This window comes from Aristophania sp. ESL1100, from assembly GCF_058511235.1.
On sequence record NZ_CP196394.1, the window covers coordinates 742,239 to 768,559 of the forward strand.

Here is a 26,321-nt window from a genome sequence, read left to right on the forward strand (position 1 = left end):
ATGCGTTTAAGTCAGGCTTACCAACCGACTCTTAAAGAAGTTCCCGCCGAGGCCCAGATTGCCTCACACCGTTTGATGCTGCGGGCAGGGCTTGTCCGCCAGACTTCAGCGGGTATTTACGCCTGGCTGCCAGCGGGCTTGCGTGTGTTGCGCCATATTTCACAGATCGTACGTGAAGAGCAGAACGCGATCGGGGCAGAAGAGATCTTGATGCCCACTTTGCAATCAGCTGATTTGTGGAAACGTTCCGGCCGTTATGATGCTTATGGCCCTGAAATGCTGAGAATTCAGGATCGTCATAAGCGTGAGATGCTCTATGGTCCGACCAATGAGGAAATGATTACGGATCTTTTTGGAAGCACGGTTAAATCCTATAAAGAGCTTCCCAAAATGCTCTATCATATCCAGTGGAAATTCCGTGATGAAATCCGCCCGCGTTTTGGTGTGATGCGTGGACGTGAATTTTATATGAAGGATGGATATTCCTTCGACGCTACTTATGAAGATGCAGAAAAAAGCTATTACCGTATCATGCTTTCCTATCTGCGTATTTTCCGTCGCCTCGGGGTCAAAGCAGTTCCAATGGCGGCTGATACCGGGCCTATTGGGGGAGACCTCAGTCATGAGTTCCTCGTTCTGGCACCTACGGGTGAAAGTGGCGTGTTCTATGACAGTGAGTGGGATTCCTTTGACTGGAGCGCCTCGTCTCTTGATCCGCGAAAAGATGAAGATCTTCAGGAGCTGAAAAATCGCGTTGCCAGAACCTATTCCGCAACCGATGAAAAGCATGATGAAGCTGCGTGGGAAACATTGCCTTCAGAAAAAAGGCGTGAGGGGCGCGGGATTGAAGTTGGTCACATCTTCTATTTCGGCACCAAATATACTGAATCCATGGGCGTAGAGGTCAGTGGCCATGACGGGGCGCCGTTCCATCCTCATATGGGCTCATATGGTATTGGTGTATCCCGTCTTGTCGGGGCGATTATTGAGGCCTCTCATGATGAGGCTGGAATCATCTGGCCGGAAGAAGTGGCCCCTTATCGGGCGGCCCTGCTGAATCTGCGCCCGGGTGATGAAGCCTGTGACCAGCTTTGCGAAGAGTTTTATGCCCTTGATCCGGATGCGATTCTCTATGATGATCGTTCAGAGCGAGCCGGGGTTAAATTTAACGACGCTGATTTGATGGGACATCCCTGGCAGGCCATTATTGGCCCACGTGGGGCGAAAACCCGCACAATCGAGCTGAAAAACCGTGCGACCGGTGAGCGTCTGGAACTGCCTTTTGAAGAGGCTGTGACGAAAATCGGTCTCCGCTGAATGTTCGGCCGCTTTGAGCGTCTTGTGGCTTTGCGTTACCTCCGGGCGAGGAAGGGGGAACGCTTTGCCTCAATTATCGCTTTTTTCTCGTTGATCGGGATTGCCCTTGGTGTTGCGACACTCATCATCGTTATGGCGGTGATGAACGGGTTTAAAGCCGATTTAATGGGGCGTATCCTGGGGCTGCACGGGGACCTTGGTATTTATGGCTATGGTCAGACCATAAAAGATTATCAGGATGACACGATGCTCATCCGCCAGATCCCCAGTGTCAAACAGGCTATTCCCATGACGCAAGGGACCGTGCTGGTTGAGGCGCCTCATTACTCTACGGGGGCTCAACTTCAGGGGGTTGCTCTTTCTGACCTGAAATCATGGACGGCTCTAAGCAAAGGGGTTGTTGAAGGCAGTTTTGACCAGCTGAATAATGATCAATCGGTGGCAATCGGCATTACGATGGCCGAGCGTGCAGGCGCGCATGTTGGTTCCTCATTGACGATCTTATCGCCTAACGGTCAGGCAACACCTTTTGGCACAATGCCACGTGTCAGGACTGTGAAAGTCGCAGCGATTTTTGATGCGAACTGGAACGATTATAATAGTAACGTCATTCTTATGCCGCTGGCTGCGTCGCAGAAGTTCCTATTGATGGAAGGAGGCGTCTCAGTCATTCAGGTTAATACAGGCGATCCTATGCACGTTCAGGAAGTGACGCGCCAGATTGCTGACAGGCTCAATGATCCCAGATTGCGCGTTATGGATTGGACGCAAAGTGCCAATGGCTTTCTGGATGCTGTGAATGTTGAGCAGAATGTCATGTTCCTGATTCTGACGCTTATTATACTGGTTGCTGCCTTTAATGTTATCTCCTCGCTTATCATGATGGTGAAGGATAAAACGCGCGATATCGCGATCCTCAGAACGTTTGGTGTCAGTCGTGGGGCTATAATGCGCATATTCCTGATGTGCGGGGCGTCTGTTGGTGTGCTTGGGACGACCCTTGGTGCCATTCTGGGTATCTCTTTCTCGTTGAATATTGAGCGGATCAGGCATCTTCTGGAGTCTTTGACGGGGACGAATCTCTTCAATCCTGAAGTGTATTTCCTGTCTCGTCTTCCGGCCCATCTGATCTGGTCACAGGTCATAGAAGTTCTTGTGCTTTCCCTCCTTCTTTCCTTGTTGGCAACGCTTTATCCCTCATGGCGAGCCGCCAAAACTGATCCCGTGGAAGCGTTACGCCATGAATGAGGTCAAAACTGTTCTTGAGCTGAAACAGATCGTGAGACGTTTTACCTCAGGAGAAGAGACGCTTGAGGTCCTGTCCGGTGCTGATCTTTCTCTGAAGAAAGGTGAAATCGTTGCTCTTGTGGCGCCCAGTGGAACAGGAAAATCAACCTTTCTGCATCTGGCAGGCCTGCTTGAAGCCCCTGACGACGGAGACGTCATTATAGAAGGGTTTTCAACGCGTCAGTTAGGTGAAAAGGGCCGTACGATCATGCGGCGCGATGAAATTGGATTCGTATATCAGTTTCATCATTTGCTCGGCGAGTTTACTGCGTGCGAAAACGTCATGCTGCCTCTTATGACTGCTGGCGTGTCACCCAGGAAAGCAAGAGAACGTGCGGTTGATCTTTTGACACGGTTCGGACTGGAGCATCGTCTTGAATCATTGCCGGGCCGTATGTCGGGGGGGGAAAAACAGCGCGCTGCCATTGCACGTGCCTTGGCGAACCGTCCTGCGATTTTATTGGCTGATGAGCCTACGGGAAATCTTGATACCCATACAGCTGAGCTCGTTTTTAAAGAATTGATGCGTGTTGTGCGCGAAGAAGGCGTTGCTGCTCTGATCGCCACGCATAATGTTTCTTTGGCGGCTGCAATGGACCGCACAATAACTCTAAAAGGTGGTAAAATAGTCGGCACAGAGTCTTAGAGTCTTTAACCGAGGCTGAAGGAGCCGGGAATAATGAGAGACGTCAGCGAAGTAATGCATAAAAACGTGATTCATATCGGTCCTACTGAATCACTTGTTTTGGCTATTAATATGATGGAAGAAAAAGGCATAGGCGCCCTTCCAGTTATCTCCGATGAAGGGAAACTCGTCGGAGTTGTCAGCTCCACAGATCTTCTCTGGCGTTCCGAACTGGATACGGGAGAAGTGCCTGAAGGGTTTTTCTCTCGTTTTACGCATGAAGATAATGCCCGTGCCTTTATTCATCTATATGGCCGCCAGGTTTGTGACGTTATGACGGTAGAGCCTATCTCCATTCCCCCCGATACCCCTTTGAATGAAGCCATTGAGATCATGCGTCACAAAGGCATTCACAGATTGTACGTCACGCAGGACTCGGCGTTGATCGGTGTTATTAGTGGCCGTGATATCATGAAAGTTCTGAGAGAAAAGCTTGAGGAAAAGAAGACTCCTCTGTCAGACGAAGAAATTACGAAGAAACTTAACGATGTTCTTGGAACCGTTAAATGGGCTGCGGACGTTACGTTTAAGGTGGAGAATGGGTGCGTGACCTGGGAAGGAGCCTCACGGGATGTCGTGGATATCCATGCCATGCGTGTGTTGTCAGAAGACATTCCAGGTGTCACAGAGGTGCAGGATCGCACCTATCTCCTGAAGCCCGGTGTTGGCTATGCCCGTCCGAAAGAGCTGATGGAAAAAAACTGGTTCTGAAGCGCCACTTTCGTAACAAAAAATCGCTCATGGCATGATATAACGGGGCTTATGATCCAGCCCCGTTTTCTCCATCTTCGTAATCATTCTGCCTATTCTCTCAGCCAGGGGGCGATCAGCGTTGCCAATCTGGTATCTCTGGCCGTCAAGAACGAAATGCCCGCTCTTGCGCTGACAGATAGTGGTAATCTGTTTGGCGCTCTCGAATTTTCTCTTGCCTGTAAAAAGGCTGGTATACAGCCGATTATCGGCTGCCAGCTGGCATTGCCGTCCCATAGTGACAAGGTTGGCGCCCTGGCTGAGCCTCTGGTTGTTCTGGCTCAGACTGAAGAAGGTCTGGAAAACCTTCAATATTTGTCGTCAGCTGGTTTTCTGGACGGAGACCCTGCCGACCCCAGCGTCAGTCTTGATCTTCTCTGTAAGCGTGCCGACGGGCTTTTTCTACTGACAGGCGGGAACAGAGGGACGTTAAACCGGTTATTACAGTCTGAGCAGGAAGATAAAGCCAGGCAGCTTCTGGCCCGGTTAAATGATGGTTTCAGGGGAAGAATCGCTCTGGAGCTCAATCGCCTGGGGGAAGAAAGCGAAGTCATAACGGAGCCAGCTCTTGTCCGCCTCGCTGATGAAATGGGCTTGCCCATAGTGGCGACAAATGAGTGTTTTTTCCCGACGCCGGATCGCCATGAGGCGCATGATGCCTTGCTCTGTATCGCGCAGGGCCGCACAATGGCCGAGGAGGACCGCTGGCGCGTTTCTCCTGAAGCGTGGTTTAAAAGCCAGCAGGCAATGTGTGATTTATTTGCTGATTTGCCCGATGCGTGCAGCAACACCGTTACAATTGCCAGAATGTGTGCTGTAGCGGCCTCGACGCGTAAACCGCTTTTGCCGATCTGTCCCAAAGTGCGTGAGGGCAGCACTGAAGAGCAGACCCTTCGTGCTATGGCTGAGGAAGGGCTTGAAAAACGCCTGTCAGTGATGAAGGATGGCGAGCAGAAACGTGATGAGTATGAAGAGCGCCTTAAAACAGAGCTCGATATTATTGCACGTATGGGGTTCCCCGGTTACTTCCTGATCGTTGCGGATTTTATCCAATGGGCGAAATCGCAGAATATTCCCGTGGGACCAGGGCGTGGGTCTGGTGCAGGCTCTCTGGTGGCTTATGCCCTGACTATTACCGATATTGATCCGCTGCCTTTTGGACTGCTTTTTGAACGTTTTCTGAACCCTGAACGCGTTTCCATGCCTGACTTCGATATTGATTTCTGTCAGGACAGGCGAGATGAGGTGATTCGTTATGTCCGGCGTGAATATGGTTCAAGTCAGGTCGCACAGATTATCACGTTCGGTAAATTGCAGGCCAAGGCAGCGGTCAGAGATGTTGGTCGTGTGCTTGGTCTGCCTTATGGTCAGGTGAATCGTGTTGCCGAGTTAATTCCCAATAATCCGGCAAAGCCGACGCCGCTGGCAAAGGCGATTGAGGAAGAACCTCGTCTTCAGGAAATGCGGGATAGTGATGAGACGATCAAGCGTCTTCTGGAAATAGCCCTGCAGCTTGAAGGGCTTTATCGCCATGCTTCGACCCATGCCGCCGGGGTGGTGATTGGTGATAGAGAGCTAGTCAAGCTCGTCCCACTTTACCGAGACCCGCGCAGTGATATGCTGGTCACGCAATATAATATGAAATATGTGGAGCAGGCTGGTCTCGTCAAATTTGACTTTCTGGGTTTGACGACTCTGACCATTCTGAAACGGGGGGTCGATTTCCTTAAGGAAATGGGCATAGAGGTCGATCTCTCCCATATTTCCCTCCATGATAAAAAAACCTTCGATATGCTGGCGCGTGGCGATACTGCCGGTGTGTTCCAGTTTGAAGGGGCGGGCATGCGGGACATGCTCAAACAGATGGAAGCCAGCCGTCTGGAAGATTTGATTGCGGGGGTGTCGCTTTACCGCCCAGGGCCAATGGCCAATATTCCGGAATATTGTCGGCGGAAACATGGTGAGCCCTGGGCCCCCCCTCATGAAGAGATTCGTCCTATTCTTGAAGAGACCTATGGCATTATGGTCTATCAGGAACAGGTTATGCAGATTGCCCAGAAAATGGCTGGCTACAGCCTTGGAGGCGCAGATCTTTTACGCCGTGCCATGGGTAAGAAAATTGCCTCTGAAATGGAGCAACAGCGCGCTATTTTCCGTGAAGGGGCAACCAAAAGGGGAATTCCGGCTGAAAAGGCTGAAGAGGTTTTTGACCTGATGGCCAAATTTGCGGATTATGGGTTTAATAAATCCCATGCCGCAGCCTATGCGCTTGTGTCCTACCAGACGGCCTGGATGAAAGCGAATTACCCGGTTGCTTTTCTGGCGGGCTGTATGTCGCTCGCCCGAGAAAAAACAGAGAAGCTGGCAGCCTTGTGCCAGGAAGCCAAAAGAATGGAAATTCCCATTCTGCCGGTCGATATCAACCGCTCCCAGGCTGATTTCTCGATTGAAACGCTTGAATCGGGGCAATTGGCCATTCGTTATGGCCTCTCAGCCATTAAGAGAGTTGGCGCCGCGGCAATGGAGGGGCTGGTCAAGGACCGGGGTGAGACACCTTTTAAGGATATTACAGATTTTGCCGAACGGTGTGAGGCAAAGAATATGAATAAGATACAGATTGAAAGTCTTGCAAAAGCAGGGGCTTTCGACAGTCTGGTCGATAATCGCCATATGGTTTTTGCCAATGCGGATCTGATTATGCGTCGTGCGCAGGAAAAAGCACGAGAACGACAGGTCGGGCAGGTTGGTCTCTTCGGGGATGCAGGAGAGTCCATGCGGGAGATTCTGCACCTGAAATCTGTGAAGCCATGGCCTGATTTTGAGCGCTTATCTCAGGAATCCTCAGTGATTGGCTTTCATATGAGTGCTCATCCACTGGATGCCTATCGTTCTGTTCTGCGGCGTATGGGCAGTACGCCAGCAGCGAATCTTGAACATCTGGCAGAAACAGGTGTGACCAGAGCCAAAATTGCCGGGTGTGTTGTTGATAAAAAAGAGCGCCCTACCAGAACAGGCAAGAAAATGGCCTGGGTGACCTTAACGGATAGTAGTGGAAGCTGCGAAGTCACGCTCTTTTCAGAAACGCTGGAAGTCAGTCGTGATCTTCTTGTCACCGGCCAAGCCATATTAGTGACGGCCGACCTGAAAATGGACGGGGACGCCTTGCGTATTACAGCGCAGTCAGTTGTGGATCTGGAAAAGGCAGCGGAGGCAGAAAAGGCGGAGATACGGCTCTGGTTTGATGATGAGGCCGCCCTTGAGGAGCTTGAAGCTGTTCTAAAAGAAAGCGCAGGGGGGCAGGGACGTATCGTATTAATGCCCGCGATGGAAGAAACACGAGACGTCGAAATTATTCTGCCACAACCTTATAAAGTGACACCGCGCCTTGCTGAAAAGCTGGCAACGTTAAGCAATATAAGCCGGATGGAACATCATTAATGCTGGAGATTAATCGGCAATTTACTGCCATTTACCCGGAGTTTTGAATCCTCCAGCGTGACCGTCCAGCCTGTGCGGTGGTTGGGTTCCCGGTTTCCCATAAGCCGGGCAACCAGAAAAGCTGCCGTAACCTTTACAGGGGCAACGCGGCTCAGATGGTCAATTAACTTACCGATCTCGCTGATACTGAGATAAACATTGGCATTGGAATTAGGCAGATCACCCGCGGCATGAATGGTGCCGTGCCCGTCAATTTCGCTTTTATCGACGACTGTATGCAGACTATTGATCGTGAAATTGAAGGGAAGCGTGGTCGAGGGCTCCATGGAGACATCAGCTGAAGCACTTTGTGGGAACAAAGGATATGCCGTGTCATGAAGGCCTTTACCATTAATCTCCGCACGGATCGTCGGAGACGTGCTGACAATTTTAAATGTGACGGAATTAATATTAAAGCTATGCCCAGGTTTGGTGATCTTGATGTTCGACCAGTTTGCCTGGGGAAGTGAGTCTTTTACCTCATTGATTTCGGGAATGGCCGCGTTTTTACATGAGTCGGGCAGATCATGATGATAAGCGACCAGAACCCCATAAGCGGCCGCAGCATTAACGCGAATGAGGGCATCACTATTGAGCTTCTTTTTCTGGTCTTTCAATAATGACGTTCCGACATCGATTGAATAGCCCGTACCAACAAGCTCTGCGTGGAAATTTGTTGTTGTCAGTTTATTGTCGCCGCCCTTATCCTGTTGGGAAAGAAAGCGGAAGCACCCTTCAGGCAGGGGGTCGAGAACCCGACCATAGGAAGGCGAAAAAGCGATACTTCCGATAAAAAGGGAAGCGCCGCAAAACAGGCTTTTTAGAGCTGTTTTTGAGAATGGAAGCCTGAAGGGCGATAAAGATGTCATGACGGAACAGCAAAGCTCCACAAAAATAACGAAGTAAATGTTTTGAAGGCGATTTTACAGTAAACAGGAAGATGATTCTAGTTTCTTGTCGTCCCTCGCTTTTTCCTTTTGGTAACAAATAGGTTCGTCAGTTGGCTGACCATTGTGTCACCCAGGTCAGAAGCGGAACCGATTGTAACGCTATTGGCGTAATAACGCGTGACGTCATGACCAATACCAATCGCCAGAAGCTCTATGGAGCGATCTGATTCCAGTCTGGCAATGACTTTATGTAGATGGTCATCAAGGTAATCAGGCGTGTTGGCTGAGGCCGTGCTGTCATCGACCGGGGCGCCATCTGAAATAACCATCAGGATGCGCCGATGTTCCGGCCGGGCTTTAAGCCTGCGTGCAGCCCATAAAAGGGCTTCCCCGTCGATATTTTCCTTAAGCAATCCGTCACGGAGCATCAACCCCAGATTTAATCGAGCCCTTCTCCAGGGAATATCGGCTGATTTATAGATAATATGGCGCAAATCATTAAGCCGCCCCGGCTCAGCCGGGCGCCCATCCTGCATCCATTTATTGCGACTTTGTCCACCTTTCCAGGCGCGTGTGGTAAATCCAAGAAGCTCAACTTTAACGCCGCAACGTTCTAAAGTGCGGGCGAGAATATCACTGCAGATAGCCGCTGTTGTAATGGGAGTTCCACGCATAGAGCCGGAATTATCGATCAGAAGCGTAACAACAGTTTCTCTGAAATCTGTATTGCTTTCCAGCTTATAGGAAAGTGGCAGTGCTGGATTACTGACGATGCGAGGCAGCCGGGCTGCATCAAGGATGCCGTCTTCTTCATCAAAGGTCCAATGGCGTTGCTGTTGGGCCAGAAGGCGCCTTTGCAATCGATGGGCCAGACGGGAGACAAATTCCTTGGTCTGTTCTAATTGCCGATCAAGCTGTTCTCTTAAAAAATGAAGCTCTTCCGGGTCGCAGAGTTCATCGGCAGGAATCGTTTCGTCAAATTCACGTGTGTAAATATGGTATCCATCAGGAAAGGTGAGGGCTTCTGCCGAGCAAGCTTCTGCCTCAGGGGAAGAAGGGCCGGCTGCTTCTTCATCGCCCTGTTCTCCCTCAGTCAGGAGCGCTTCCATTTCGTCAGAGCTTAACTCTGCACTTTCTGAAGCGCTTTCATCACCTGTTTCACTGGCAACAGCCTGTTGTTCTGAATCGTCTGATGCCGCTTCGTCCTGATTGCCCTGAGCGTCTGCATCGCCTGCTTCAGACGGCTCTGGAGATTGCTGGTCAGGATTGTCAGACTCTGCCTCACTTTTCTGTTTTTTAACAAGGCCCAGGGAGGTTAGAAGTTCCTGTCCCGCCTGCATGAATTTTTTCTGATCAGACTGTGTTTCGGCAAGATGATTTAAGGCAAGTTTAACAGCAGGAGAGAGGCTTTCACGCCATTTTTTTAAGGCTTTTCCACCTAATTCCGCCCCAAATTCTGCTCCGATCATGCTTTCCCGAGCCAGCAGTTCCAGCGCCAGTGCCGGGGGCATATCCTCGCGTGATGTCATTTCAGGCGTTTTGAGAATTTTCCCTCTTTCAGCCAGACGATTATGCAGATTGGCTCTGACGCCTGCCAGGTGACGGGAGCCATAAATTTCACAACGTGCCTGTTCCAGAGTCTCAAGGATATGCCGCGCTTCCTGCGGGACAAGAGGGGGCGCCAGATCAGGGTCGTGATAGCGTGATTTCAGGGCATATGCATCGATCGTGCCGCGGATTTTAAGTTTCCGGGCGTCATCGAGAATTTCTTCCAAATCGCCAGCAGGGAGCCCTGCTGGGAGTGTAATGCTGTGATCATGGCTCAAGGTGCGCAAAGTCGCCAATGTCGCCTTGCGGAAGCGTTCAGGCTGGGATGTCATGATGCCTGGGGAAAAGGCGAATTATTAAAGCAGCGCTGATAATATTCAGCGACGATATCACGTTCCATTTCATCGCATTTATTGAGGAAGCTCAGACGAAACGAAAAAGCAACATCTTTGAAAATCAGATAATTCTCTGCCCAGCTGATCACCGTACGGGGCGACATGACGGTTGAAATATCACCCTGCATAAAACCAGTGCGAGTCAAATCAGCCAGCGTTACCATTTTGCCGATCAACTCTGCATCAAGCTGGTTTTCCATACGGGCGGTAATGATTTTCACTTCCTGCTCAAAAGGAAGATAATTCAAGGTCGCAACAATGTTCCAGCGGTCCATCTGGCCCTGATTGATTTGCTGCGTCCCGTGATAAAGACCCGTGGTATCACCGAGCCCTATTGTATTAGCCGTTGCAAACAGGCGGAACGAGGGATGGGGATGAATGACGCGATTCTGGTCTAGTAATGTCAGAGCACCGTTGGCCTCAAGCACACGCTGGATCACAAACATGACATCCGGGCGTCCTGCGTCATATTCATCAAAAATCAAGGCGCAGGGATTCTGAAGGCACCAGGGAAGGAGCCCTTCCTTGAATTCAGTAATCTGTAAGCCATCACGCAGGGTGATGGCATCTTTACCGATGAGGTCAATGCGGGAAATATGACTATCGAGATTGATCCTGACACATGGCCAGTTCAGACGGGCCGCGATCTGGTCAATATGGGAAGATTTCCCTGTTCCATGAAACCCTTGCACCATGACGCGGCGATTATAGATGAAACCGGCCAATATGGCGCGTGTTGTATCGCGGTCAAAACAATAAGACGGGTCAATTTCCGGCACATAATCAGTGCGTTGCGACCAGACCGGAACGTCAAAATCCAGATCAAGGTGGAATAACTCACTGGCCGGTTTCAGGCTGTCAGGCTTGGATGGCAGGCTGTTTGCCAGAGAAGAATCGGTCGAAAAGGTCACGGCAGCACTCCTGCTCTTATCGCTATAGACGTCGTGTTTATCATAAAATCAGAAAGCGTCATTTCCCGCCCTCTGTATTGGCGGAGGGAGACGCAAAATGGGCCTTGAGAGTCATATAGGCTGAGACGATCGTTTTGAAGCGTTCTTCAGCTTTGGAATCACCACTATTGGCATCAGGGTGATGGCGGCGCGCCAGAAAGCGATATTTTACCTTAACATCTTCGAAGGTGAGAGGCCATTTAAGGTCCAATGTCGCTAGGGCTTTTCTCAATGGTTCAGCAAGAGGTGGCGGCGGGGCTTTCCGGCTCGGTTTCTGGCGATAGTCCCGCAGAATGTCATGGGGATCCCGCAAATCATTGATCGTGAAGTCTGGCTTCGCGCCCCCTCCAATCGAGCCCAGTTTCCAGGAAGGGCGATCCCAGGACGTATCCGCCCTGATCTGTGCTTCAATCTGGCCTGGTGTCATGCCCTTATAATAGTTCCACCCTGCATTGTACTGGCGCACATGTTCCAGGCAGAACCAGTAGTAATCGCGCAGGTGCGTTCTGCCTCGTGGGGCTTTATAGCCGGCTGGTTCTTCACATTCCGGATGGTCACAGACGCGGTCAGGGGCTTCAGGATCAGGAGAAAAAGCTTTTGTTCGGGACATTCTACGTTGCATAAAGAGAAATATGGGTACCTGACTTTTCAACTTGCAAGTAAATTTACTATCTTTTGATAAAACGTGCTGAAAAGATGGCATACTTTATCATACCAGGAGATATTTCAACCATGGCAATTCACGACCGTGGAGAGCGTATCCGCATTATTTTAGAAGAAGCATTACATCCCGTAAAATTAGTTATCATTGATGACAGTCACCGCCATGCCCGCCATGTTGAACGTATGGCCGTGGCAGATAAAGTCAAAGCACCGGCTGAGGGTGGGCAAACTCACTATAAGATAGAGATCACAAGTGCCGCATTTGACGAAATGAAACGCCTGGACCGGCACCGTCTTGTGCAGGATCTGCTGAAAAATGAGTTTGAGACCGGCCTGCACGCTTTGTCGCTTACGTTAAGAGGGGAGCAGGAAAAATGACACGGACGTGGCGTGCAGGGTTTCTGTCTCTCTGTCTGAGTTGTGTGCTTCCTGCCGCATCATTTCTGATGCTCGAAGGATGTGCGACCAGCGGTTATGAGCAGCTGTCAGAAAAGAAAAGAGCGGACGTAAAGAAGATCGAATCCTATCTCAATAACCTCCATTCAATGCAGGCAGGATTTGCCCAGAATGGCTTTGGCGGCAATCAGGGGGGAGACGGTCAGTTTGTCTATGTGCCCGGTGCTTTAAGAATGGATTATGAAATCCCGGCTGGCAGACTGGTTCTGGCACATGATGAAAAACTTATGTTGATGGATCAGCAGACAGAATCAGTCACGCGGCTTTCCTTGAAGAAAAATCCGCTTGGTTTCCTTCTGCGCCATCCTGTCCATTTTGATAAAGACGTCCAGGTTACCGATGTGCGTTATGGCAGTGATTACATTCAGATATCATTAGCTCAGGCCAATAACCCCTCGCAGGGGCTCCTGACGTTACAATTCTCAGACATAGGGGGGAAACTGACCCTGATAGGCCTGAAAGGTGTTGATGCGCAGAATCATCATTTCGGCCTATCTTTTTTTGACGTTAAGCAGGATTTGCCTGTCTCTGAAGAAATTTTCAAATTTCCTGCACATTAGACTCGAAAATAGCGGACCAGTTTTCCAGAAGAGCTGCATCAGCCTTGTCCATTGAGCAGTCAGGGTCAAAGCGCCTGAGACTGGTCACGCCATATTCACGGATTCCGCAGGGAATGATTCCCCCGAAATCATTGAGATCAGGCGCTACGTTGAGCGCAATGCCATGCCAGCTCACCCAGCGGCTGATGCGAATCCCGATCGCGGCGATTTTTGATTCCTGACCGCTGACAGGGTCCAGGCACCAGACCCCGACGCGTCCTTCACGGGTAAAGGCATCAATATTAAGGCTGTTCAGTGACGTGATGAGCCAGTTTTCCAGGCCCTTTACGTACGAACGGATATCACGTGGTGCGACCTGGCCATGCGGTCTGGAGAGGTCCATCATGACATAGGCAATGCGTTGGCCTGGGCCGTGATAGGTCCATTGCCCACCACGGCCTGCTTTGTAGGTGGGATAATTGAACGGGTTGAGAAGATCCTCTGCCTTGGCTGAAGTGCCAGCCGTGTAGAGAGGAGGGTGTTGGGTAAACCAGAGCGTCTGAGGGCCATTCTTCTGTTGTATGTCACTGACGATTGTCTGCATTTTTTCCAGCGCGGTCTCATAGGAACATAAATCTTTGTCTCGTTTGAAAAATATTTCGTCAGAAAAGTGAATCATACTGTTGCCCTCTTTGTTTGTATGGGCTATACGCCGTCCCACCAGAGCGGTCACGTTTTAATTGATGTGGCGCTTACACACGGAGCGGCCGTGGCGGAATGGTAGACGCGCAAGCTTGAGGTGCTTGTGGGAGAAATCCTGTGGAAGTTCGAGTCTTCTCGGCCGCACCATATTCTTTTCCCCTGTCGATAGAACGGCAGGGTGTGAAAAGAATTTAATTTTTCCAATAAAAAATCTCTTAAAAGAAATTGTCAGAATGTCGCTGAAGATAAGCAGAGGCATTATGATGATGGATTTTGGTCGGCAATCTTATATTAAGAAACGATCATTTGCGCTTTTTTAAATGAACTTTTATTCTCCCTCAGGATTTTAAAATTGTTTGCCCTTTTTCTGTGAGAACATTTCTTCTGTCACAGTAGGGACTATTTTTAATTTGATGCTTAGAGAGGGTGAATTAAATTTATGATTAAACCTTTACGTAAAGCTGTTCTGCCAGTTGGTGGTCTTGGTACGCGCTTTCTTCCGGCGACAAAGGCCATGCCTAAGGAAATGTTACCTGTTGTCGATAAACCCCTTATTCAATATGCGATTGACGAGGCACGTGCTGCCGGGATTGAAGAATTCTGCCTCGTAACAGCCCGTGGAAAAGATAATCTTATTGATTATTTTGATTCGGCTCCTGAGCTTGAACATACTTTACGTGAAAGAGGCAAAACGTCCACTCTGGCCGCCCTTGAGGCCAGTAGTATGGATGCTGGTTCCATGGTGGCTGTGCGGCAGAATCTGCCATTGGGTCTGGGGCATGCAATCTGGTGTGCCCGTTCCTTTATCGGTAATGATCCTTTTGCCATTCTGCTTCCCGATGACATTGTGAAAAGTGAGAGAAGCTGTATCGCGCAATTGGCAGATGTTTATCACAAAACCGGTGGTAACGTTGTTGCTGTGAACGAAGTGCCTATCGAGATGACCAAACAATATGGTGTGCTCGAAACCGGCGCTGATGATGGAAAGCTTGTTGAAGTCAAAGGTCTTGTTGAAAAACCTGATCCTGCTGATGCGCCATCGAATCTCACCATTATAGGCCGTTACGTTCTGACAGCAGACGTGCTGGAACCCCTTTCAAAACTGCAGAAAGGTGTTGGTGGGGAAGTTCAACTGACAGATGCCATGGCACAGTTGATCGGGCGTCAGCCCTTCCACGGTCTGCGTTACGAAGGGACTCGTTTTGATTGCGGCAGCAAGATCGGCTTTCTTGAAGCACAGATCGCCATGTCCATCGGCCGCGATGATCTGAGAGATGATGTCCAGGCGTTCCTGAAAAAATACATTTGAGAGGGTGTCATGACATTTAAATATAATTTCGAGCCGACCAATCTTCGTGAATATGATATCCGGGGAATTGTCGATAAGACGCTGCATCTTGAAGATGCTTATGCCGTAGGGCGCGTTTTTGGCAGCATTATCATCCGTAATGGCGGGAAATCACTTGTCGTTGGCTATGATGGGCGCGTTTCATCTCCCTCTCTGGAAGAGGCTTTGGTGCGCGGGGCTGCTGCATCTGGTGTTGAAGTAAGGCGCATGGGGCGTGGCCCGACGCCGATGCTTTATTTTGCATCTGTAACGGGGCAGGCTGATGGCGCCATCATGATTACGGGGAGCCATAATCCCCCTGATCATAATGGTTTTAAAATGATGCTTCAGGGAAAACCTTTCTTCGGTGAGCAGATTCGCGAATTGGGGCGTCTGGCTTCTGTCGGGGATGTTGTTCCGCAGGCAGAAGGGACAATCAGTTCCTTTGATCCTTCTGAAGCCTATATCACCCGCCTGCTTCAGGATTATGACGGAAAACGCCCTCTGAAAGTGGTATGGGATAACGGAAATTCAGCCGCCGGGGAGGTTCTCCAGCGTCTGGTAAAGAAACTTCCGGGGCAGCATATTGTTCTATACCCCGAAATTGACGGGCATTTCCCCAATCATCATCCAGATCCTACCGTTGAAGCAAACCTGCAGGACCTGATTGCAGAGGTTAAAAAGCAGAAAGCAGACGTGGGAATCGCCTTTGATGGTGATGCCGACCGAGTTGGTGTGGTCGATGATAAGGGGCATATCCTCTGGGGCGATCAGATTCTTGTGCTTCTGGCGCGGGACGTTCTGAAACATCACCCGGGGGCAACAATTATTGCCGATGTGAAAGCAAGCCAGGTATTGTTTGACGAGGTGGAAAAAGCCGGTGGTAAGCCTTTGATGTGGCGGACGGGGCATTCACTGATTAAAAGCAAAATGGCTGAGACAAAGGCGCCGCTTGCCGGAGAGATGTCTGGTCATATTTTCTTTGCGGATAAATGGTACGGCTTTGATGACGCTATTTATGGCGCCATTCGTATTCTTAGTGTCGTCAGCAATCTGGACGGCAAACTTTCTGAAACGCGTGAAGCTCTGCCAGAAATGGTCAGCACACCGGAATTGCGTTTCCCTTGTGACGATAACCGCAAGTTTGAAGTAATCAAGGAAGTTGCTGCCCGTCTGAAAAAAGAAGGGGCAAACGTTTCCGAAATTGATGGTGTGCGCGTTTCAACAGATGACGGCTGGTGGCTGCTCAGAGCGTCCAATACGCAGGCCGTTCTGGTTGCCCGGGCTGAATCCTACAGTCGTGAAGGGCTGGAACGCCTCAAAGAGGCTCTTGTGCAGCAACTTTCAGCCTCGGGTTTAAAAGCCCCTGATTTTTCGGCACCTGCGGCTCATAGTCACTAAAGATTTTGCTGTATCGCAGGATACGTGATTTCCTCTTTCCATCTGTGTGCCTTCTCTGCCGAGGGGAGGTCGCAGATGGGGGAGGTTTTTTTTGTGCATCATGTTTTGCAGCACTCAGATTTATTACCGAACCATTCTGCAAAAAATGCGGGGAACCTTTTTCCAGCAGAGACTTGGGGGGAAAAGAGGGGATTTGCCTTTCCTGTCAGGAAAAACCGCCTTTATGGCATGAGGCGCGTGCTGTTTTTGTTTATAACGACGCCTCAAAAAAGCTGGTCCTGCCTTTAAAATACGCAGACAGGCTGCTGAACGTAAAACCTCTTGCTACCCTGATGAGCCGTTATGGGCATGATTTTCTGTCAGGTAATAGAGAGGCTGTTCTGGTTCCTGTTCCTTTGCATGTTTCGAAATTACGCTCCCGCCGATATAACCAGGCTGCGCTATTGGCTCAGAGTTTAGGGAAATTACAAGGTTCTTCTGCTGTCCTGGATGGCCTGGTCAGGTGCCGTCGGACCAGGCCTCTGGCTCACTTATCAGTCCAACAACGTCGTGAAGAGCTAAAAGATGCTTTTCAGGTGAATGAAAATAGGCTTATCTCTTTAAAAGACCGTCATGTTATTTTGATTGACGATATTTTGACAACGGGAGCCACGGCTGAAGCCTGCGTTTCCGTGTTGATGGAAGCGGGCTGTAGCCAGGTTGATCTTTTTGTCGTTGCCAGAGCCTGTGAAGGGCCAGTGTAGAGGAAAGGTTCAAATTTTAATGACAATGCCTTTGGTCGAGATTTATACTCAACCCGGCTGCCCTTATTGCGTAAGGGCGATAAATTTACTGAAAAGTAAACCTGTTGCGTTAAAGGAGATTAATGCTCCTCGTGGATCTACTGAACGTGAGGAAGCAATTTCGCGTTCAGGAGGAAAGCAGACAGTCCCCCAGATATTCTTCAATAATCAAAGTCTTGGTGGCTGTGACGATATCATGCAACTTGAGAAAGAAGGAATGCTGGATGCTCTTTTATCTGGAGGAGAAGGCTAGAAGCAGCTTGGCGGTGCTGAGACGCTTCTGTTTTACAGGGCTTCTCGGTCTGTTTGTGTTTGGTGCGTTCCTTTCTTATGGAAAGGGGGCACCAGCGGCGCCTTCTGCAATTCCTGAACAAGGTTATTGGCTCGTCGAATCGAAAGATGGCATCTTTTATCTTGCCCCCTGCGCTTCGAGTGAAAAAGCTGGTGAAGTGCGCCTTTGTGGCTGGTTGGTCGGGCTGGATTATACTGAAGCCAATCCCCCTGTGGATCATTGGGGACGTTCGCAATGTGGTCTGACCATGATGCAGGATCTCAAGCGCGATAAGGATGGTGCCTGGCATGGGAATATTCTTGATCCAAGATCAGGGAGACAATATGGCGCCCGCCTGAAATTGGGTAAAGACGGTATATTGCGTCTGCATGGCTATGTGCTGCTCCCTCTTTTTGGTCAGACACAGGAATGGACGCGTTATAATGGGCCGCCAATTGGGGCCAATTGCCGTATGGTTATGAAAAGATAAAGCCGTTCTCCATCTGAAACCAGACAGCCTGGCTCTTTCCAGCATAAGGAAGAGCCTGACGGCTATAATTTTTCAGCAAGAGCATAAAAAGGGAGTAAAGAATCTATGAGAAATGGGATTTCCAGACGTCATTTTACTCTCGGTCTGACGGCGATAGGCGCTTTGTCCACCGCCTCTGTCATCGGAAATAAACGGGCCTTGGCTGATGACACGGGTTCAGGGATTTTATGCTTTGTGGGAGGCTATACCAAGCATGGCCCTCCCAATAGTGAGGGAAATGGTACAGGGATTTCAGTTTTCGAAATGGACCGGGAAACGGGCCTTTTGACGCTTATTACCAATTTTACGGATATTGCCAGTCCCTCTTTCATAACCTTGTCTAAAGATTCCAGATTTCTTTACGCCCTCAGCGAGATTGATGATTTTAACAAGGAAGGGCATGGTTGTGTCACGGCTTTTTCCGTTGATAAGCGTACAGGCACACTCGTTAAGCTGAATAGTGTCAGTTCAGGTGGCGCAATCCCGGCCCATTTAAGCGTGCATCCTTCCGGGAAATATGTCCTGGTGGCTAATTATGTTGGCGGTTCGGTCGGTGTCCTTCCCATAAAAGACGATGGCTCATTGGGTGATGCGACAGATGTCGTACATAATTCAGGGCCACGCCAACCCGATAGAGCTGCAGATAATCCTCCTGGTAATTTTGCCGTTTCCGATCATAGTGGGCCCCATCCGCATATGGTGGATACTGACCCCAGTGGCCGTTACGTCATTGTTAATGATGCCGGGCTGGATCGTGTTTATATCTCAACGCTCGATCTTAAGAGCGGGAAATTAATACCAGCCAAAACACCTTATTTCGATATGACACCGGGGTCTGCGCCCAGGCATTTTGTTTTCGATCATTCAGGGCGGATTATGTACAATCTGTGCGAGCAGGATTCAAAAGTAAATGTCTGCCAGTTTAACCCTTCAACAGGAGCTCTTTCTGTTGTGCAGACGGTCAGCACGGTCAGCTCTCACTTCAAGGGGTCCACATTGGCAGCTGAGATTTTGCTCTCTGGCGATGGGAAACATGTTTATGTTTCAAATCGCCTGGGGGATTCTCTGGCAGTTTTCGACGTGGGGCAGGATGGCACCTTAGTGCAGAAGGATCAGGTCTGGATGCATGCTGATTATGGCCGTGCCATGATGTTTGACCCCAGTGGGAACTTCCTTTTTTGTGCCAATCAGCGTTCCGATGCCGTGACCTCTTTCCGTGTGGATCGCGATAGAGGAACGCTTCTTTTTACAAATCATTTCACAGCGGTTGGCAGCCCCACGAGTTTTGCTTTTTTAACGAGAGATACGTGAGGAAAGAGCCGTAATCATCTGCCCTTTGGTGAAAGCTGATTTTTAGAAAAAAGCGCGATATAATTCACACTCAGATCGCGACTTTCTTGCCAACGGGGTGGGTGATAGGAAAGCCCACTGATGTTGGTAAGGCGTAACCCGGCCTGACTGGCCATATGGTCCAGTTCAACAGGTTTGATAAATTTCTGCCATTGATGTGTTCCGACAGGAAGCATTCGCAGCAGATATTCAGCACCCAGTTTGGCCATGAGGAATGAACGGATCGTCCGGTTCATGGTCGAAATCACAACATGTCCATTTTCTTTTGTCAGTGCATAAAGCAGGCGAAGAAATTCTTCGGGATCTCTGACATGTTCAATAATTTCGAGCGCACAAACCACATCAAAGCTTCTGCCCTCCTGCACGAGGCGTTCAGCATTGCCGTGATGGTAAGAGAGGGGAGCCGCTGAGGCGGGAAGGGGAAAGAGCTCTTTATGGGCCTTGGCTGCTTCAATAGCCTTTTCACTGGCATCAACACCTGACGTATCAAAGCCCAATCTCGCAAAACTTTCGCTGGCAAGGCCGGCACCGCATCCAATATCAAGCAAGGTGAGAGGAGAAGATGAACAGGCAGAAGCCAATTTTTTTTTGACCCATTCCGTGCGGACGGGATTCATGGCATGCAAAGGGGCCATAGGGCCTTTGGGGTTCCACCATTCTTCTGCCAACGCGCTGAAATGTTCAATTTCTTCTGGCACGACCGAAGAGTCAGCCTGTTTGAAAACCGTAGCAGAATCGGCTCGGGGTGTATCATTCATGGCTCATTCTTTCAATAAAATTTACATTGCTTAAGAGCATTGCTGGACGGGACATGACAAGATGGGTATGTCATAAATCTTTCTGTGCAGAAAATATGTATGTATCGGAGCTAATGTTCTAATGTCCACGCTTGATCCCTCTCAGGATGATCCTGGCAGCCTTTCGGATCATAATCTCACACATCGTTCTCGTACAATCGTCATGAAGTTTGGCGGCACGTCTGTCGGGGACCTTGACCGTATTCGCAATGTTGCCCAGAAGATTAAAACTGAATATGAGCGCGGGAACCGCGTTGCTGTTGTTGTCTCTGCCATGGCAGGTGTCACCAACCAGATGGTGAAATATTGCCATGATCTCGACCCGGCACCGGCGTTGGAAGAATATGATGCTGTCGTGGCAACGGGTGAGCAGGTCACGAGCGGATTGGTCGCCATTGCATTAAACAGTCTGGGCTTGAAATCCCGTTCTTTCCAGGGATGGCAGGTTCCGCTTATCACTGATGAGGCACATGGCAAGGCAGCGATTGAAAGCGTGGAGGGGCAGGCGATTCTTTCCTGTCTTGAAGCGGGCATTATCCCGGTGATTGCCGGTTTTCAGGGTGTTGACCGGGCCGGCAGGATTGCCACATTGGGCCGCGGCGGCTCTGATACCTCTGCGGTGGCATTTGCAGCGGCCATTCACGCTGACCAATGCGATATTTATACTGATGTTGACGGGGTTTATACAACGGATCCCAGAATTGTAACAAAAGCAAGACGGCTTGACCGCATCACATATGAAGAGATGCTTGAACTGGCATCAGTGGGTGCAAAGGTTTTGCAGACTCGCAGTGTTGCCCTGGCGATGAGAGAGAAAGTGAAAGTTCGGGTCCTGTCATCATTTGATCAGACAGACGATAAAAGCGGCACAATTGTTGTAGATGAGGATGAGGGCATGGAAAAAGGACTTGTGGCAGGCATTGCCTATTCCAGAGATGAAGCAAAAATCAGCCTTCGCGACGTTCCCGACAGGCCTGGTGTTGCGGCCGCTATTTTCGGCGGTCTGGCCGGAAGCGGTATTAATGTTGATATGATTGTGCAGAGTATCGGCGTTGATCAGGCGACCAATATGACCTTTACAGTCAGTAAAGGTGATGAACGTAAAGCCTGTCAGCTTCTTGAAGAGTTGCGTAAGGAAATCCCCTATAAGGGATTGGAAACGTCACATGATGTTGTAAAGATCAGTGTCGTTGGCGTAGGAATGCGCTCTAATACTGGCGTTGCGGCGACAATGTTCAGAACATTAGCTGAACGTGGTATAAATGTTCAGGTAATTTCCACAAGCGAAATAAAAATTTCTGTATTAATAGATGCAGAATATACTGAACTGGCCATGCGGGCATTACATGCTGCTTATGGACTTGATGCTGAAAAGGAAGACTATTCATGAATGACTCAGCGGTGGATAAGCAGGAAAAAGCTCGCCGGATTTTCTCACAGCTCTCAGAGCGTGGGTGTGAATTTCTGGGGAGTGATGTCGCGATTCTCGGTGGGGCCATGTCATGGGTGAGTGAGCGTCATCTTGTCTCGGCAATTTCCAATGCTGGTGGTTTCGGTGTGATTGCCTGTGGCGCGATGACACCTGAACGGCTGGAAGAGGAGATTATCGCCACTCAAGGTTTGACGAACCGTCCTTTCGGGGTGAACCTGATCACCATGCATCCGAGACTGGATGAACTTGTGGATGTCTGTCTTGCGCAGAATGTATCACATATCGTTCTTGCCGGTGGGGTTCCTACCGGTGCCACCATCCGGCGTGTGCGCGATGGTGGTGCGCGGGCTATCGGGTTTGCACCGGCTCTTGCTTTAGGAAAACGCCTCGTTAAATTGGGGATTGAAGCCCTTATTATTGAGGGATCAGAAGCAGGGGGACATGTTGGCCCGGTTTCCTTGAATGTTCTGGCTCAGGAAATACTGCCTTATATCAACGATGTTCCCGTTTTCGTTGCTGGTGGTTTAGGCCGGGGTGATGCCATTCTGTCTTATATGGAAATGGGCGCAGCCGGGGCACAGCTTGGAACTCTTTTTGCCGCTTCAACGGAAAGTATTGCTCACCCCAATTTCAAAGCAGCCTTCAAGCGGGCAAATGCCAGAGATGCGGCGATGTCAGTGCAGCTTGATGAGCGTTTCCCGGTAATTCCGGTTCGTGGTCTGGTCAATACGGCAAGCCGTCATTTCATGCAGCATCAGGCCGATACTGTTGAGAAATTCAAGCAAGGTGTTATTGAGCGCGAAGCCGCTCAGCTGGAAATTGAACATTTCTGGGCAGGGGCTCTCAGAAAAGCCGTAATTGAAGGCGATATTGAAAACGGTTCTATGATGGCCGGACAATCTGTGGGTATGGTCAAGGAGATCAGGCCTGTTGCCGAGATTATAAAGATGCTGATTGACCAGGCGATAGAAGCCCTGGAAGTGAGAGAAAACCGCTCTGAGTAAGGAGAGTGATACGTAGGATCATTTTTACTGTTTTTCTCCGCCTTGTTATAGAGAGATTGCTGATATGCATGGACCCAAACCCGAGGAAAGACCGACTGTACAGATCGCTATAGGCACTGTTCTGCGTAAACGGCGTGAAGAATTGGGATGGGATGAACAGAATATTGCCGATCATTTACGGATCCGTTTGAGCCTCTTGCAGGCTCTCGAACAAAGTGATTACAAAGCGCTGCCTGGTCACGTCTATGCGATTGGTTTTCTGAGGAATTATGCCGTTTTAATGGGGCTTGACGCTGACAAGGTTATTGCGGCTTTTAAACGTGAACTCGCAGCAGCAGGAGCTAAACAAAGCGAGGAAGCGCCTCAGCTTGACTTTCCGCAGGCAGCCGCAGCAGAGCGGTCATTGCCGAAATGGGTTTTGATCACGAGCGGTTTAATCGTCGTTCTGGCCGCTTATATCGGATGGTACCATTTTTCCTCTCATGATGAAGATGGTGCCCAAAAGGCTGATACGGCCCTGCTGGTCGATAATACCAGCAATGACGGGCCACAATCTCCTGGGTCTTCTGAAGGAGACAGCGAGGGAGAAGGGGACGATAATGCAGCCTCTTCCTCTGATTCGGACTCGGGCCCCGCTAATGTGGTGAACGAAGATAGTGCTGATAATTCTGCGACGCAGCTTGTAGAGGAACCGTCAACAGGGCAGGAGACTAACCAGGAGACTCCTGAGGCTCCTTCCTCTCAGGCGTCTACGCCACAGGCGCCATCCCCTCAGGCATCAACGTCGCCATCTGTTGCCGCTCCGGCAGATCCTGAGGTTCAACAACAGAAATCTCCCTTTGAGGAATCTGCGCCAGCGCAGACAACAGAATCACAATTTCCGAAACCTTCAGAACCGGTGGTTAATTCCGGCGAAGTGCCTGCTCATGCCGTCCAGCTTCACTTCACGCAGGATAGTTGGGTGAAAATTGCCGATCATAGCGGAAAAGTGATCGAGGAACGGGTGTTCAAAGCAGGAGAGAATTGGAATGGGGATGGCGGGGCTGCGCCTTATATCATTACCGCCGGGAATGCCTCTGGTGTCGTTATGAAAGCGGGTAATGTCACCAGTGCTCCATTAGGGAAGCCAGGGCAGGTCAGACGGAATATTTCAGTCACTGCCGAAGGCATTATAGGTGGTACTTTTGGCCATACAGATTCACCACCTGATCGCTCGGTCCAATCTGTCGGGCCCAATAATGTTTTACAGACTGGACCAAAAAATCTGGAACAAACTGGTCAGAAGCATTAAATAAAAAACAGTTTGGCAGTTTTGGCCTTATATTCTTTATCGATTTATGAGTCTTTCATTCTGACTCAGAAAGGTTGTTCATGAGCAGTTATCGTCCTTATCAATATATTGAACGCCGTAAATCTCGCCAGATACATGTTGGTAAAGTGGCTGTTGGGGGCGATGCTCCCATATCAGTCCAGACGATGACAAATACTCTTACGACCGATATTGAAGCGACGATTGCCCAGATTCGTAAAGCGGAAATGGCCGGAGTTGATATCGTACGCGTTTCCTGCCCTGATGAGGAAAGCACGAAGGCTCTGAAAACCATCGTTGAAGAAGTGAATGTGCCGATCGTTGCCGATATTCATTTCCATTATAAAAGAGCTATTGAAGCAGCTCAGGCAGGCGCTTCATGTCTGCGTATTAATCCCGGGAATATTGGCAGTGCAGAGCGTGTGCGTGAAGTTGTTAATGCCGCTCGTGAGCATGGATGTTCCATCCGTATCGGGGTGAATGCCGGCTCTCTGGAAAAGCATCTGCTGGAAAAATATGGGGAGCCCAACCCCGACGCTCTGGTTGAAAGTGCTCTGGAACATGCAAAGATCCTTCAGGATCACGATTTTCATGAATTCAAGATCAGCGTAAAAGCGTCTGACGTGTTTATGGCTGTAGCAGCCTATCAGCAGCTGGCTGATTGCTGTGACCATCCACTTCATATTGGCATTACAGAAGCGGGATCAAAGCGCGCCGGAACGGTTAAATCTTCCATTGGACTAGGTAATCTGCTCTGGGCAGGTGTTGGCGATACGATGCGTGTCTCTCTTTCAGCCCCTCCTGAAGAAGAAGTGCTGGTTGGGTGGGATATTCTTAAATCCCTCGGCTTGCGTCATCGTGGTGTGAAAATTATTTCCTGCCCCTCCTGTGCTCGACAGGGTTTTAATGTTGTTGAAACCGTTCAAACCCTTGAAGATCGTCTACAGCATATCAAAACGCCCCTTACGCTTTCGATCATTGGGTGTGTTGTGAATGGGCCGGGCGAGGCTCTTATGACTGACGTCGGTGTTACAGGCGGTGGCCAGGGGCGCCATATGGTTTATATGGCCGGCAAGCAGGACCACACAATTCCTGCCAATGATATGATTGATCATGTCGTGGAGCTGGTTGAAGAGCGGGTTGCCGCTTTGGAAAAAGAAAAAGCGGCACAAGGTGAAGCCGGGAGCGTTGCAGGTCACTGATGTCACGTTTACAGCCACCACGCGGGACGCATGATCTTCTTGGTGAAGATATGCGTCGTTACGCTCATATTGTTGATACGGCCAGAGATGTGCTGCGTCGTTATGGGTTTTCAGAATGGGCGACCCCCATTTTTGAAGATACGCGCGTTTTTGCCCGTTCATTGGGTGAAACATCAGACGTCGTTTCAAAGGAAATGTACAATTTCCAGGACAGGGGCGGCGATAGCCTGACTTTGCGGCCGGAAGGCACAGCTGCGGTCTGTCGTGCGCTTGTCTCCAATTCATTGACGCAATCATTGCCGCAGAAGGTCTTTTATCACGGCCCCATGTTCCGCTATGAGCGGCCGCAAAAAGGACGTTTCCGTCAATTCCACCAGATTGGGGCAGAATTCCTTGGAGCGGATGGCCCTCTCAGAGATGCTGAGACCATTGTTATGGCCCAGGATTTTCTGGCCTCTCTGGGGCTGACGGGCAATGTGACGCTGGAGCTGAACACGCTGGGCGATCTGGAAAGCCGCCAGGCATGGAGAGAGGCTCTGATTGCCTATTTCCGTCAGCATAAGGACGCTCTGTCAGAAGAAAGTCAGGTCAGGCTTGAAGCGAATCCCCTACGGATTCTTGATAGCAAATCTGAAAAAGATAAACAGTTTCTTGCGGATGCTCCTTTATACGCAGACTACCTCAATGATTCTTCAAAACAATTCTGGGATGAATTAAAGCAATATCTGACCGCCTTTGGTGTCAGTTTTGTTGAAAATCCCCGTATTGTGCGCGGGCTCGATTATTACAGTCATACGGCCTTTGAATTTGTGACGACAGAGCTCGGCGCTCAGGGGACTGTCCTTGCCGGAGGGCGTTATGAAGGGCTGGTCGAGGAAATGGGAGGGCCTTGCGTTCCTGCGATTGGATGGGCTGCCGGAATTGAGCGTCTTTCCTCTTTAATGACGTTGGCTGAAGCGGAGAAAGAAGGCGTTGCTGTTCTTCCAATGGGTGATAAAGCCCTTATGGAAGCCATTTCTCTGACGCGTCAGATCCGTCAGGCTGGGTTTGTCACCTCTCTTGAAACACGTGGTGCTCTTAAAAAACGCATGGATCGTGTTTTGCAATCTGGTGCAACGCAGGCTGTCTTTATAGGCGATGAGGATATAGAGCGCGGTGTTGTTCAACTTCGTGATTTAAAGCAGCGTGAACAGGTGGAAGTGCCTCGGACGCAGCTTATTGAGACGCTGAAGCGGTAATAAATATAGGGACCCGGTTT

Annotated in this window: 24 protein-coding genes and 1 tRNA gene; 19 read left to right on the top strand and 6 right to left on the bottom strand. The window is 49.9% G+C overall.

The genetic code is table 11. The features are described from left to right. Genes proS through dnaE form a run of 5 tightly spaced genes read left to right on the top strand, consistent with a single transcriptional unit; the run spans position 1 to position 7,477 of the window. Positions 1 to 1,317 carry a proline--tRNA ligase gene (gene proS / locus ACSYSY_RS03660; RefSeq protein WP_491707950.1) on the top strand — a complete coding sequence of 439 codons (1,317 nt, stop codon included), beginning with the start codon at positions 1 to 3 and terminating at the stop codon, positions 1,315 to 1,317. Further along, complete coding sequence (locus tag ACSYSY_RS03665; RefSeq protein WP_491707951.1) at positions 1,318 to 2,565, top strand: lipoprotein-releasing ABC transporter permease subunit; 1,248 nt, start codon at positions 1,318 to 1,320, stop codon at positions 2,563 to 2,565. It begins immediately after the preceding gene. Continuing rightward, complete coding sequence (locus ACSYSY_RS03670) at positions 2,558 to 3,250, top strand: ABC transporter ATP-binding protein (protein ID WP_491707952.1); 693 nt, start codon at positions 2,558 to 2,560, stop codon at positions 3,248 to 3,250. The genes ACSYSY_RS03665 and ACSYSY_RS03670 overlap by 8 nt, the downstream gene beginning before the upstream one ends. 54 nt (positions 3,251 to 3,304) lie before the next feature. After that, the gene (locus tag ACSYSY_RS03675) at positions 3,305 to 4,000 is read left to right on the top strand and encodes a CBS domain-containing protein (RefSeq protein WP_491707953.1); all 696 of its coding nucleotides are present in this window, start codon (positions 3,305 to 3,307) and stop codon (positions 3,998 to 4,000) included. Between the two features lie 51 nt (positions 4,001 to 4,051). After that, positions 4,052 to 7,477: a DNA polymerase III subunit alpha gene (gene dnaE / locus ACSYSY_RS03680; protein WP_491707954.1), complete on the top strand. Its 3,426-nt coding sequence runs from the start codon at positions 4,052 to 4,054 to the stop codon at positions 7,475 to 7,477. Here the strand turns inward: dnaE and ACSYSY_RS03685 are convergent. From ACSYSY_RS03685 to ACSYSY_RS03700, 4 genes are all read right to left on the bottom strand, one after another. Next, on the bottom strand, positions 7,474 to 8,385 hold the full coding sequence (locus ACSYSY_RS03685; protein WP_491707955.1) for a hypothetical protein: 912 nt from the start codon (positions 8,383 to 8,385) through the stop codon (positions 7,474 to 7,476). The two genes, dnaE and ACSYSY_RS03685, sit on opposite strands and share 4 nt — an antisense overlap. Before the next feature lie 77 nt (positions 8,386 to 8,462). Continuing rightward, positions 8,463 to 10,286, bottom strand: coding sequence for a cobaltochelatase CobT-related protein (locus ACSYSY_RS03690; RefSeq protein ID WP_491707956.1), 1,824 nt, complete (start codon positions 10,284 to 10,286; stop codon positions 8,463 to 8,465). Then, entirely contained in the window at positions 10,283 to 11,224 is a 942-nt protein-coding gene (locus ACSYSY_RS03695; protein ID WP_491708209.1) for an AAA family ATPase, read from the bottom strand. Before ACSYSY_RS03695 ends, ACSYSY_RS03690 begins: the two co-directional genes overlap by 4 nt. A 94-nt stretch (positions 11,225 to 11,318) precedes the next feature. Next, a complete protein-coding gene (locus ACSYSY_RS03700; protein ID WP_491707957.1) occupies positions 11,319 to 11,921 on the bottom strand; it encodes a J domain-containing protein in 603 nt (200 codons plus the stop codon). Between the two features lie 110 nt (positions 11,922 to 12,031). Here ACSYSY_RS03700 and ACSYSY_RS03705 point away from each other — a divergent pair, with 110 nt between their 5' ends. Continuing rightward, positions 12,032 to 12,340 carry a BolA family protein gene (locus ACSYSY_RS03705; protein WP_491707958.1) on the top strand — a complete coding sequence of 103 codons (309 nt, stop codon included), beginning with the start codon at positions 12,032 to 12,034 and terminating at the stop codon, positions 12,338 to 12,340. Then, on the top strand, positions 12,337 to 12,978 hold the full coding sequence (locus ACSYSY_RS03710; RefSeq protein WP_491707959.1) for a LolA family protein: 642 nt from the start codon (positions 12,337 to 12,339) through the stop codon (positions 12,976 to 12,978). Before ACSYSY_RS03705 ends, ACSYSY_RS03710 begins: the two co-directional genes overlap by 4 nt. On the opposite strand, the gene lipB is transcribed toward ACSYSY_RS03710, so the two are convergent. After that, positions 12,959 to 13,636: a lipoyl(octanoyl) transferase LipB gene (gene lipB, locus ACSYSY_RS03715; protein WP_491707960.1), complete on the bottom strand. Its 678-nt coding sequence runs from the start codon at positions 13,634 to 13,636 to the stop codon at positions 12,959 to 12,961. The genes ACSYSY_RS03710 and lipB overlap by 20 nt on opposite strands. An 84-nt stretch (positions 13,637 to 13,720) precedes the next feature. Here lipB and ACSYSY_RS03720 point away from each other — a divergent pair. The 7 genes from ACSYSY_RS03720 to ACSYSY_RS03750 all read left to right on the top strand — a co-directional run bounded on the left by ACSYSY_RS03720 (position 13,721) and on the right by ACSYSY_RS03750 (position 19,280). Beyond that, positions 13,721 to 13,806, top strand: a tRNA-Leu gene (locus ACSYSY_RS03720). A 292-nt stretch (positions 13,807 to 14,098) separates the two neighbouring features. After that, the gene (galU, locus tag ACSYSY_RS03725; RefSeq protein WP_491707961.1) at positions 14,099 to 14,968 is read left to right on the top strand and encodes a UTP--glucose-1-phosphate uridylyltransferase GalU; all 870 of its coding nucleotides are present in this window, start codon (positions 14,099 to 14,101) and stop codon (positions 14,966 to 14,968) included. A 9-nt stretch (positions 14,969 to 14,977) separates the two neighbouring features. Further along, positions 14,978 to 16,387: a phosphoglucomutase/phosphomannomutase PgmG gene (gene pgmG / locus ACSYSY_RS03730; protein WP_491707962.1), complete on the top strand. Its 1,410-nt coding sequence runs from the start codon at positions 14,978 to 14,980 to the stop codon at positions 16,385 to 16,387. 5 nt (positions 16,388 to 16,392) lie between these two features. Next, positions 16,393 to 17,130 (top strand): double zinc ribbon domain-containing protein, encoded by a 738-nt coding sequence (locus tag ACSYSY_RS03735; protein ID WP_491707963.1) that lies wholly within the window; start codon positions 16,393 to 16,395, stop codon positions 17,128 to 17,130. Positions 17,131 to 17,155: 25 nt separating this feature from the next. Next, on the top strand, positions 17,156 to 17,422 hold the full coding sequence (grxC, locus tag ACSYSY_RS03740; RefSeq protein WP_491708210.1) for a glutaredoxin 3: 267 nt from the start codon (positions 17,156 to 17,158) through the stop codon (positions 17,420 to 17,422). Between the two features lie 13 nt (positions 17,423 to 17,435). Continuing rightward, entirely contained in the window at positions 17,436 to 17,930 is a 495-nt protein-coding gene (locus tag ACSYSY_RS03745; protein WP_491708211.1) for a DUF2147 domain-containing protein, read from the top strand. A 105-nt stretch (positions 17,931 to 18,035) separates the two neighbouring features. Beyond that, a complete protein-coding gene (locus ACSYSY_RS03750; protein WP_491707964.1) occupies positions 18,036 to 19,280 on the top strand; it encodes a lactonase family protein in 1,245 nt (414 codons plus the stop codon). Positions 19,281 to 19,294: 14 nt separating this feature from the next. On the opposite strand, the gene ubiG is transcribed toward ACSYSY_RS03750, so the two are convergent. Next, positions 19,295 to 20,077: a bifunctional 2-polyprenyl-6-hydroxyphenol methylase/3-demethylubiquinol 3-O-methyltransferase UbiG gene (gene ubiG, locus ACSYSY_RS03755; RefSeq protein WP_491707965.1), complete on the bottom strand. Its 783-nt coding sequence runs from the start codon at positions 20,075 to 20,077 to the stop codon at positions 19,295 to 19,297. Between the two features lie 202 nt (positions 20,078 to 20,279). Here ubiG and ACSYSY_RS03760 point away from each other — a divergent pair, with 202 nt between their 5' ends. The 5 genes from ACSYSY_RS03760 to hisS all read left to right on the top strand — a co-directional run bounded on the left by ACSYSY_RS03760 (position 20,280) and on the right by hisS (position 26,301). Continuing rightward, positions 20,280 to 21,506, top strand: a complete 1,227-nt coding sequence (locus ACSYSY_RS03760; RefSeq protein ID WP_491708212.1) for an aspartate kinase — start codon at positions 20,280 to 20,282, stop codon at positions 21,504 to 21,506. Then, the gene (locus ACSYSY_RS03765) at positions 21,503 to 22,552 is read left to right on the top strand and encodes an NAD(P)H-dependent flavin oxidoreductase (RefSeq protein WP_491707966.1); all 1,050 of its coding nucleotides are present in this window, start codon (positions 21,503 to 21,505) and stop codon (positions 22,550 to 22,552) included. The genes ACSYSY_RS03760 and ACSYSY_RS03765 overlap by 4 nt, the downstream gene beginning before the upstream one ends. 64 nt (positions 22,553 to 22,616) lie before the next feature. Further along, positions 22,617 to 23,843, top strand: coding sequence for a helix-turn-helix domain-containing protein (locus ACSYSY_RS03770; RefSeq protein ID WP_491707967.1), 1,227 nt, complete (start codon positions 22,617 to 22,619; stop codon positions 23,841 to 23,843). A gap of 80 nt (positions 23,844 to 23,923) precedes the next feature. Then, positions 23,924 to 25,063 carry a flavodoxin-dependent (E)-4-hydroxy-3-methylbut-2-enyl-diphosphate synthase gene (gene ispG / locus ACSYSY_RS03775; RefSeq protein ID WP_491707968.1) on the top strand — a complete coding sequence of 380 codons (1,140 nt, stop codon included), beginning with the start codon at positions 23,924 to 23,926 and terminating at the stop codon, positions 25,061 to 25,063. Next, positions 25,063 to 26,301, top strand: a complete 1,239-nt coding sequence (hisS, locus tag ACSYSY_RS03780; RefSeq protein WP_491707969.1) for a histidine--tRNA ligase — start codon at positions 25,063 to 25,065, stop codon at positions 26,299 to 26,301. Before ispG ends, hisS begins: the two co-directional genes overlap by 1 nt. Positions 26,302 to 26,321: the final 20 nt, after the last annotated feature.

Excerpts from the sequence above, each read along its gene's own strand:
- ubiG (WP_491707965.1), bottom strand. The coding sequence starts at position 20,077 with ATGAATGATACACCCCGAGCCGATTCTGCTACGGTTTTCAAACAGGCT.
- pgmG (WP_491707962.1), top strand. The coding sequence starts at position 14,978 with ATGACATTTAAATATAATTTCGAGCCGACCAATCTTCGTGAATATGAT.
- ACSYSY_RS03675 (WP_491707953.1), top strand. The coding sequence starts at position 3,305 with ATGCATAAAAACGTGATTCATATCGGTCCTACTGAATCACTTGTTTTG.
- proS (WP_491707950.1), top strand. The coding sequence starts at position 1 with ATGCGTTTAAGTCAGGCTTACCAACCGACTCTTAAAGAAGTTCCCGCC.
- ACSYSY_RS03705 (WP_491707958.1), top strand. The coding sequence starts at position 12,032 with ATGGCAATTCACGACCGTGGAGAGCGTATCCGCATTATTTTAGAAGAA.
- ACSYSY_RS03765 (WP_491707966.1), top strand. The coding sequence starts at position 21,503 with ATGAATGACTCAGCGGTGGATAAGCAGGAAAAAGCTCGCCGGATTTTC.
- galU (WP_491707961.1), top strand. The coding sequence starts at position 14,099 with ATGATTAAACCTTTACGTAAAGCTGTTCTGCCAGTTGGTGGTCTTGGT.
- hisS (WP_491707969.1), top strand. The coding sequence starts at position 25,063 with ATGTCACGTTTACAGCCACCACGCGGGACGCATGATCTTCTTGGTGAA.
- dnaE (WP_491707954.1), top strand. The coding sequence starts at position 4,052 with ATGATCCAGCCCCGTTTTCTCCATCTTCGTAATCATTCTGCCTATTCT.
- ACSYSY_RS03670 (WP_491707952.1), top strand. The coding sequence starts at position 2,558 with ATGAATGAGGTCAAAACTGTTCTTGAGCTGAAACAGATCGTGAGACGT.
- ispG (WP_491707968.1), top strand. The coding sequence starts at position 23,924 with ATGAGCAGTTATCGTCCTTATCAATATATTGAACGCCGTAAATCTCGC.
- ACSYSY_RS03685 (WP_491707955.1), bottom strand. The coding sequence starts at position 8,385 with ATGACATCTTTATCGCCCTTCAGGCTTCCATTCTCAAAAACAGCTCTA.
- ACSYSY_RS03665 (WP_491707951.1), top strand. The coding sequence starts at position 1,318 with ATGTTCGGCCGCTTTGAGCGTCTTGTGGCTTTGCGTTACCTCCGGGCG.
- ACSYSY_RS03690 (WP_491707956.1), bottom strand. The coding sequence starts at position 10,286 with ATGACATCCCAGCCTGAACGCTTCCGCAAGGCGACATTGGCGACTTTG.
- ACSYSY_RS03770 (WP_491707967.1), top strand. The coding sequence starts at position 22,617 with ATGCATGGACCCAAACCCGAGGAAAGACCGACTGTACAGATCGCTATA.
- ACSYSY_RS03750 (WP_491707964.1), top strand. The coding sequence starts at position 18,036 with ATGAGAAATGGGATTTCCAGACGTCATTTTACTCTCGGTCTGACGGCG.
- grxC (WP_491708210.1), top strand. The coding sequence starts at position 17,156 with ATGCCTTTGGTCGAGATTTATACTCAACCCGGCTGCCCTTATTGCGTA.
- ACSYSY_RS03760 (WP_491708212.1), top strand. The coding sequence starts at position 20,280 with ATGAAGTTTGGCGGCACGTCTGTCGGGGACCTTGACCGTATTCGCAAT.
- ACSYSY_RS03710 (WP_491707959.1), top strand. The coding sequence starts at position 12,337 with ATGACACGGACGTGGCGTGCAGGGTTTCTGTCTCTCTGTCTGAGTTGT.
- ACSYSY_RS03700 (WP_491707957.1), bottom strand. The coding sequence starts at position 11,921 with ATGCAACGTAGAATGTCCCGAACAAAAGCTTTTTCTCCTGATCCTGAA.
- lipB (WP_491707960.1), bottom strand. The coding sequence starts at position 13,636 with ATGATTCACTTTTCTGACGAAATATTTTTCAAACGAGACAAAGATTTA.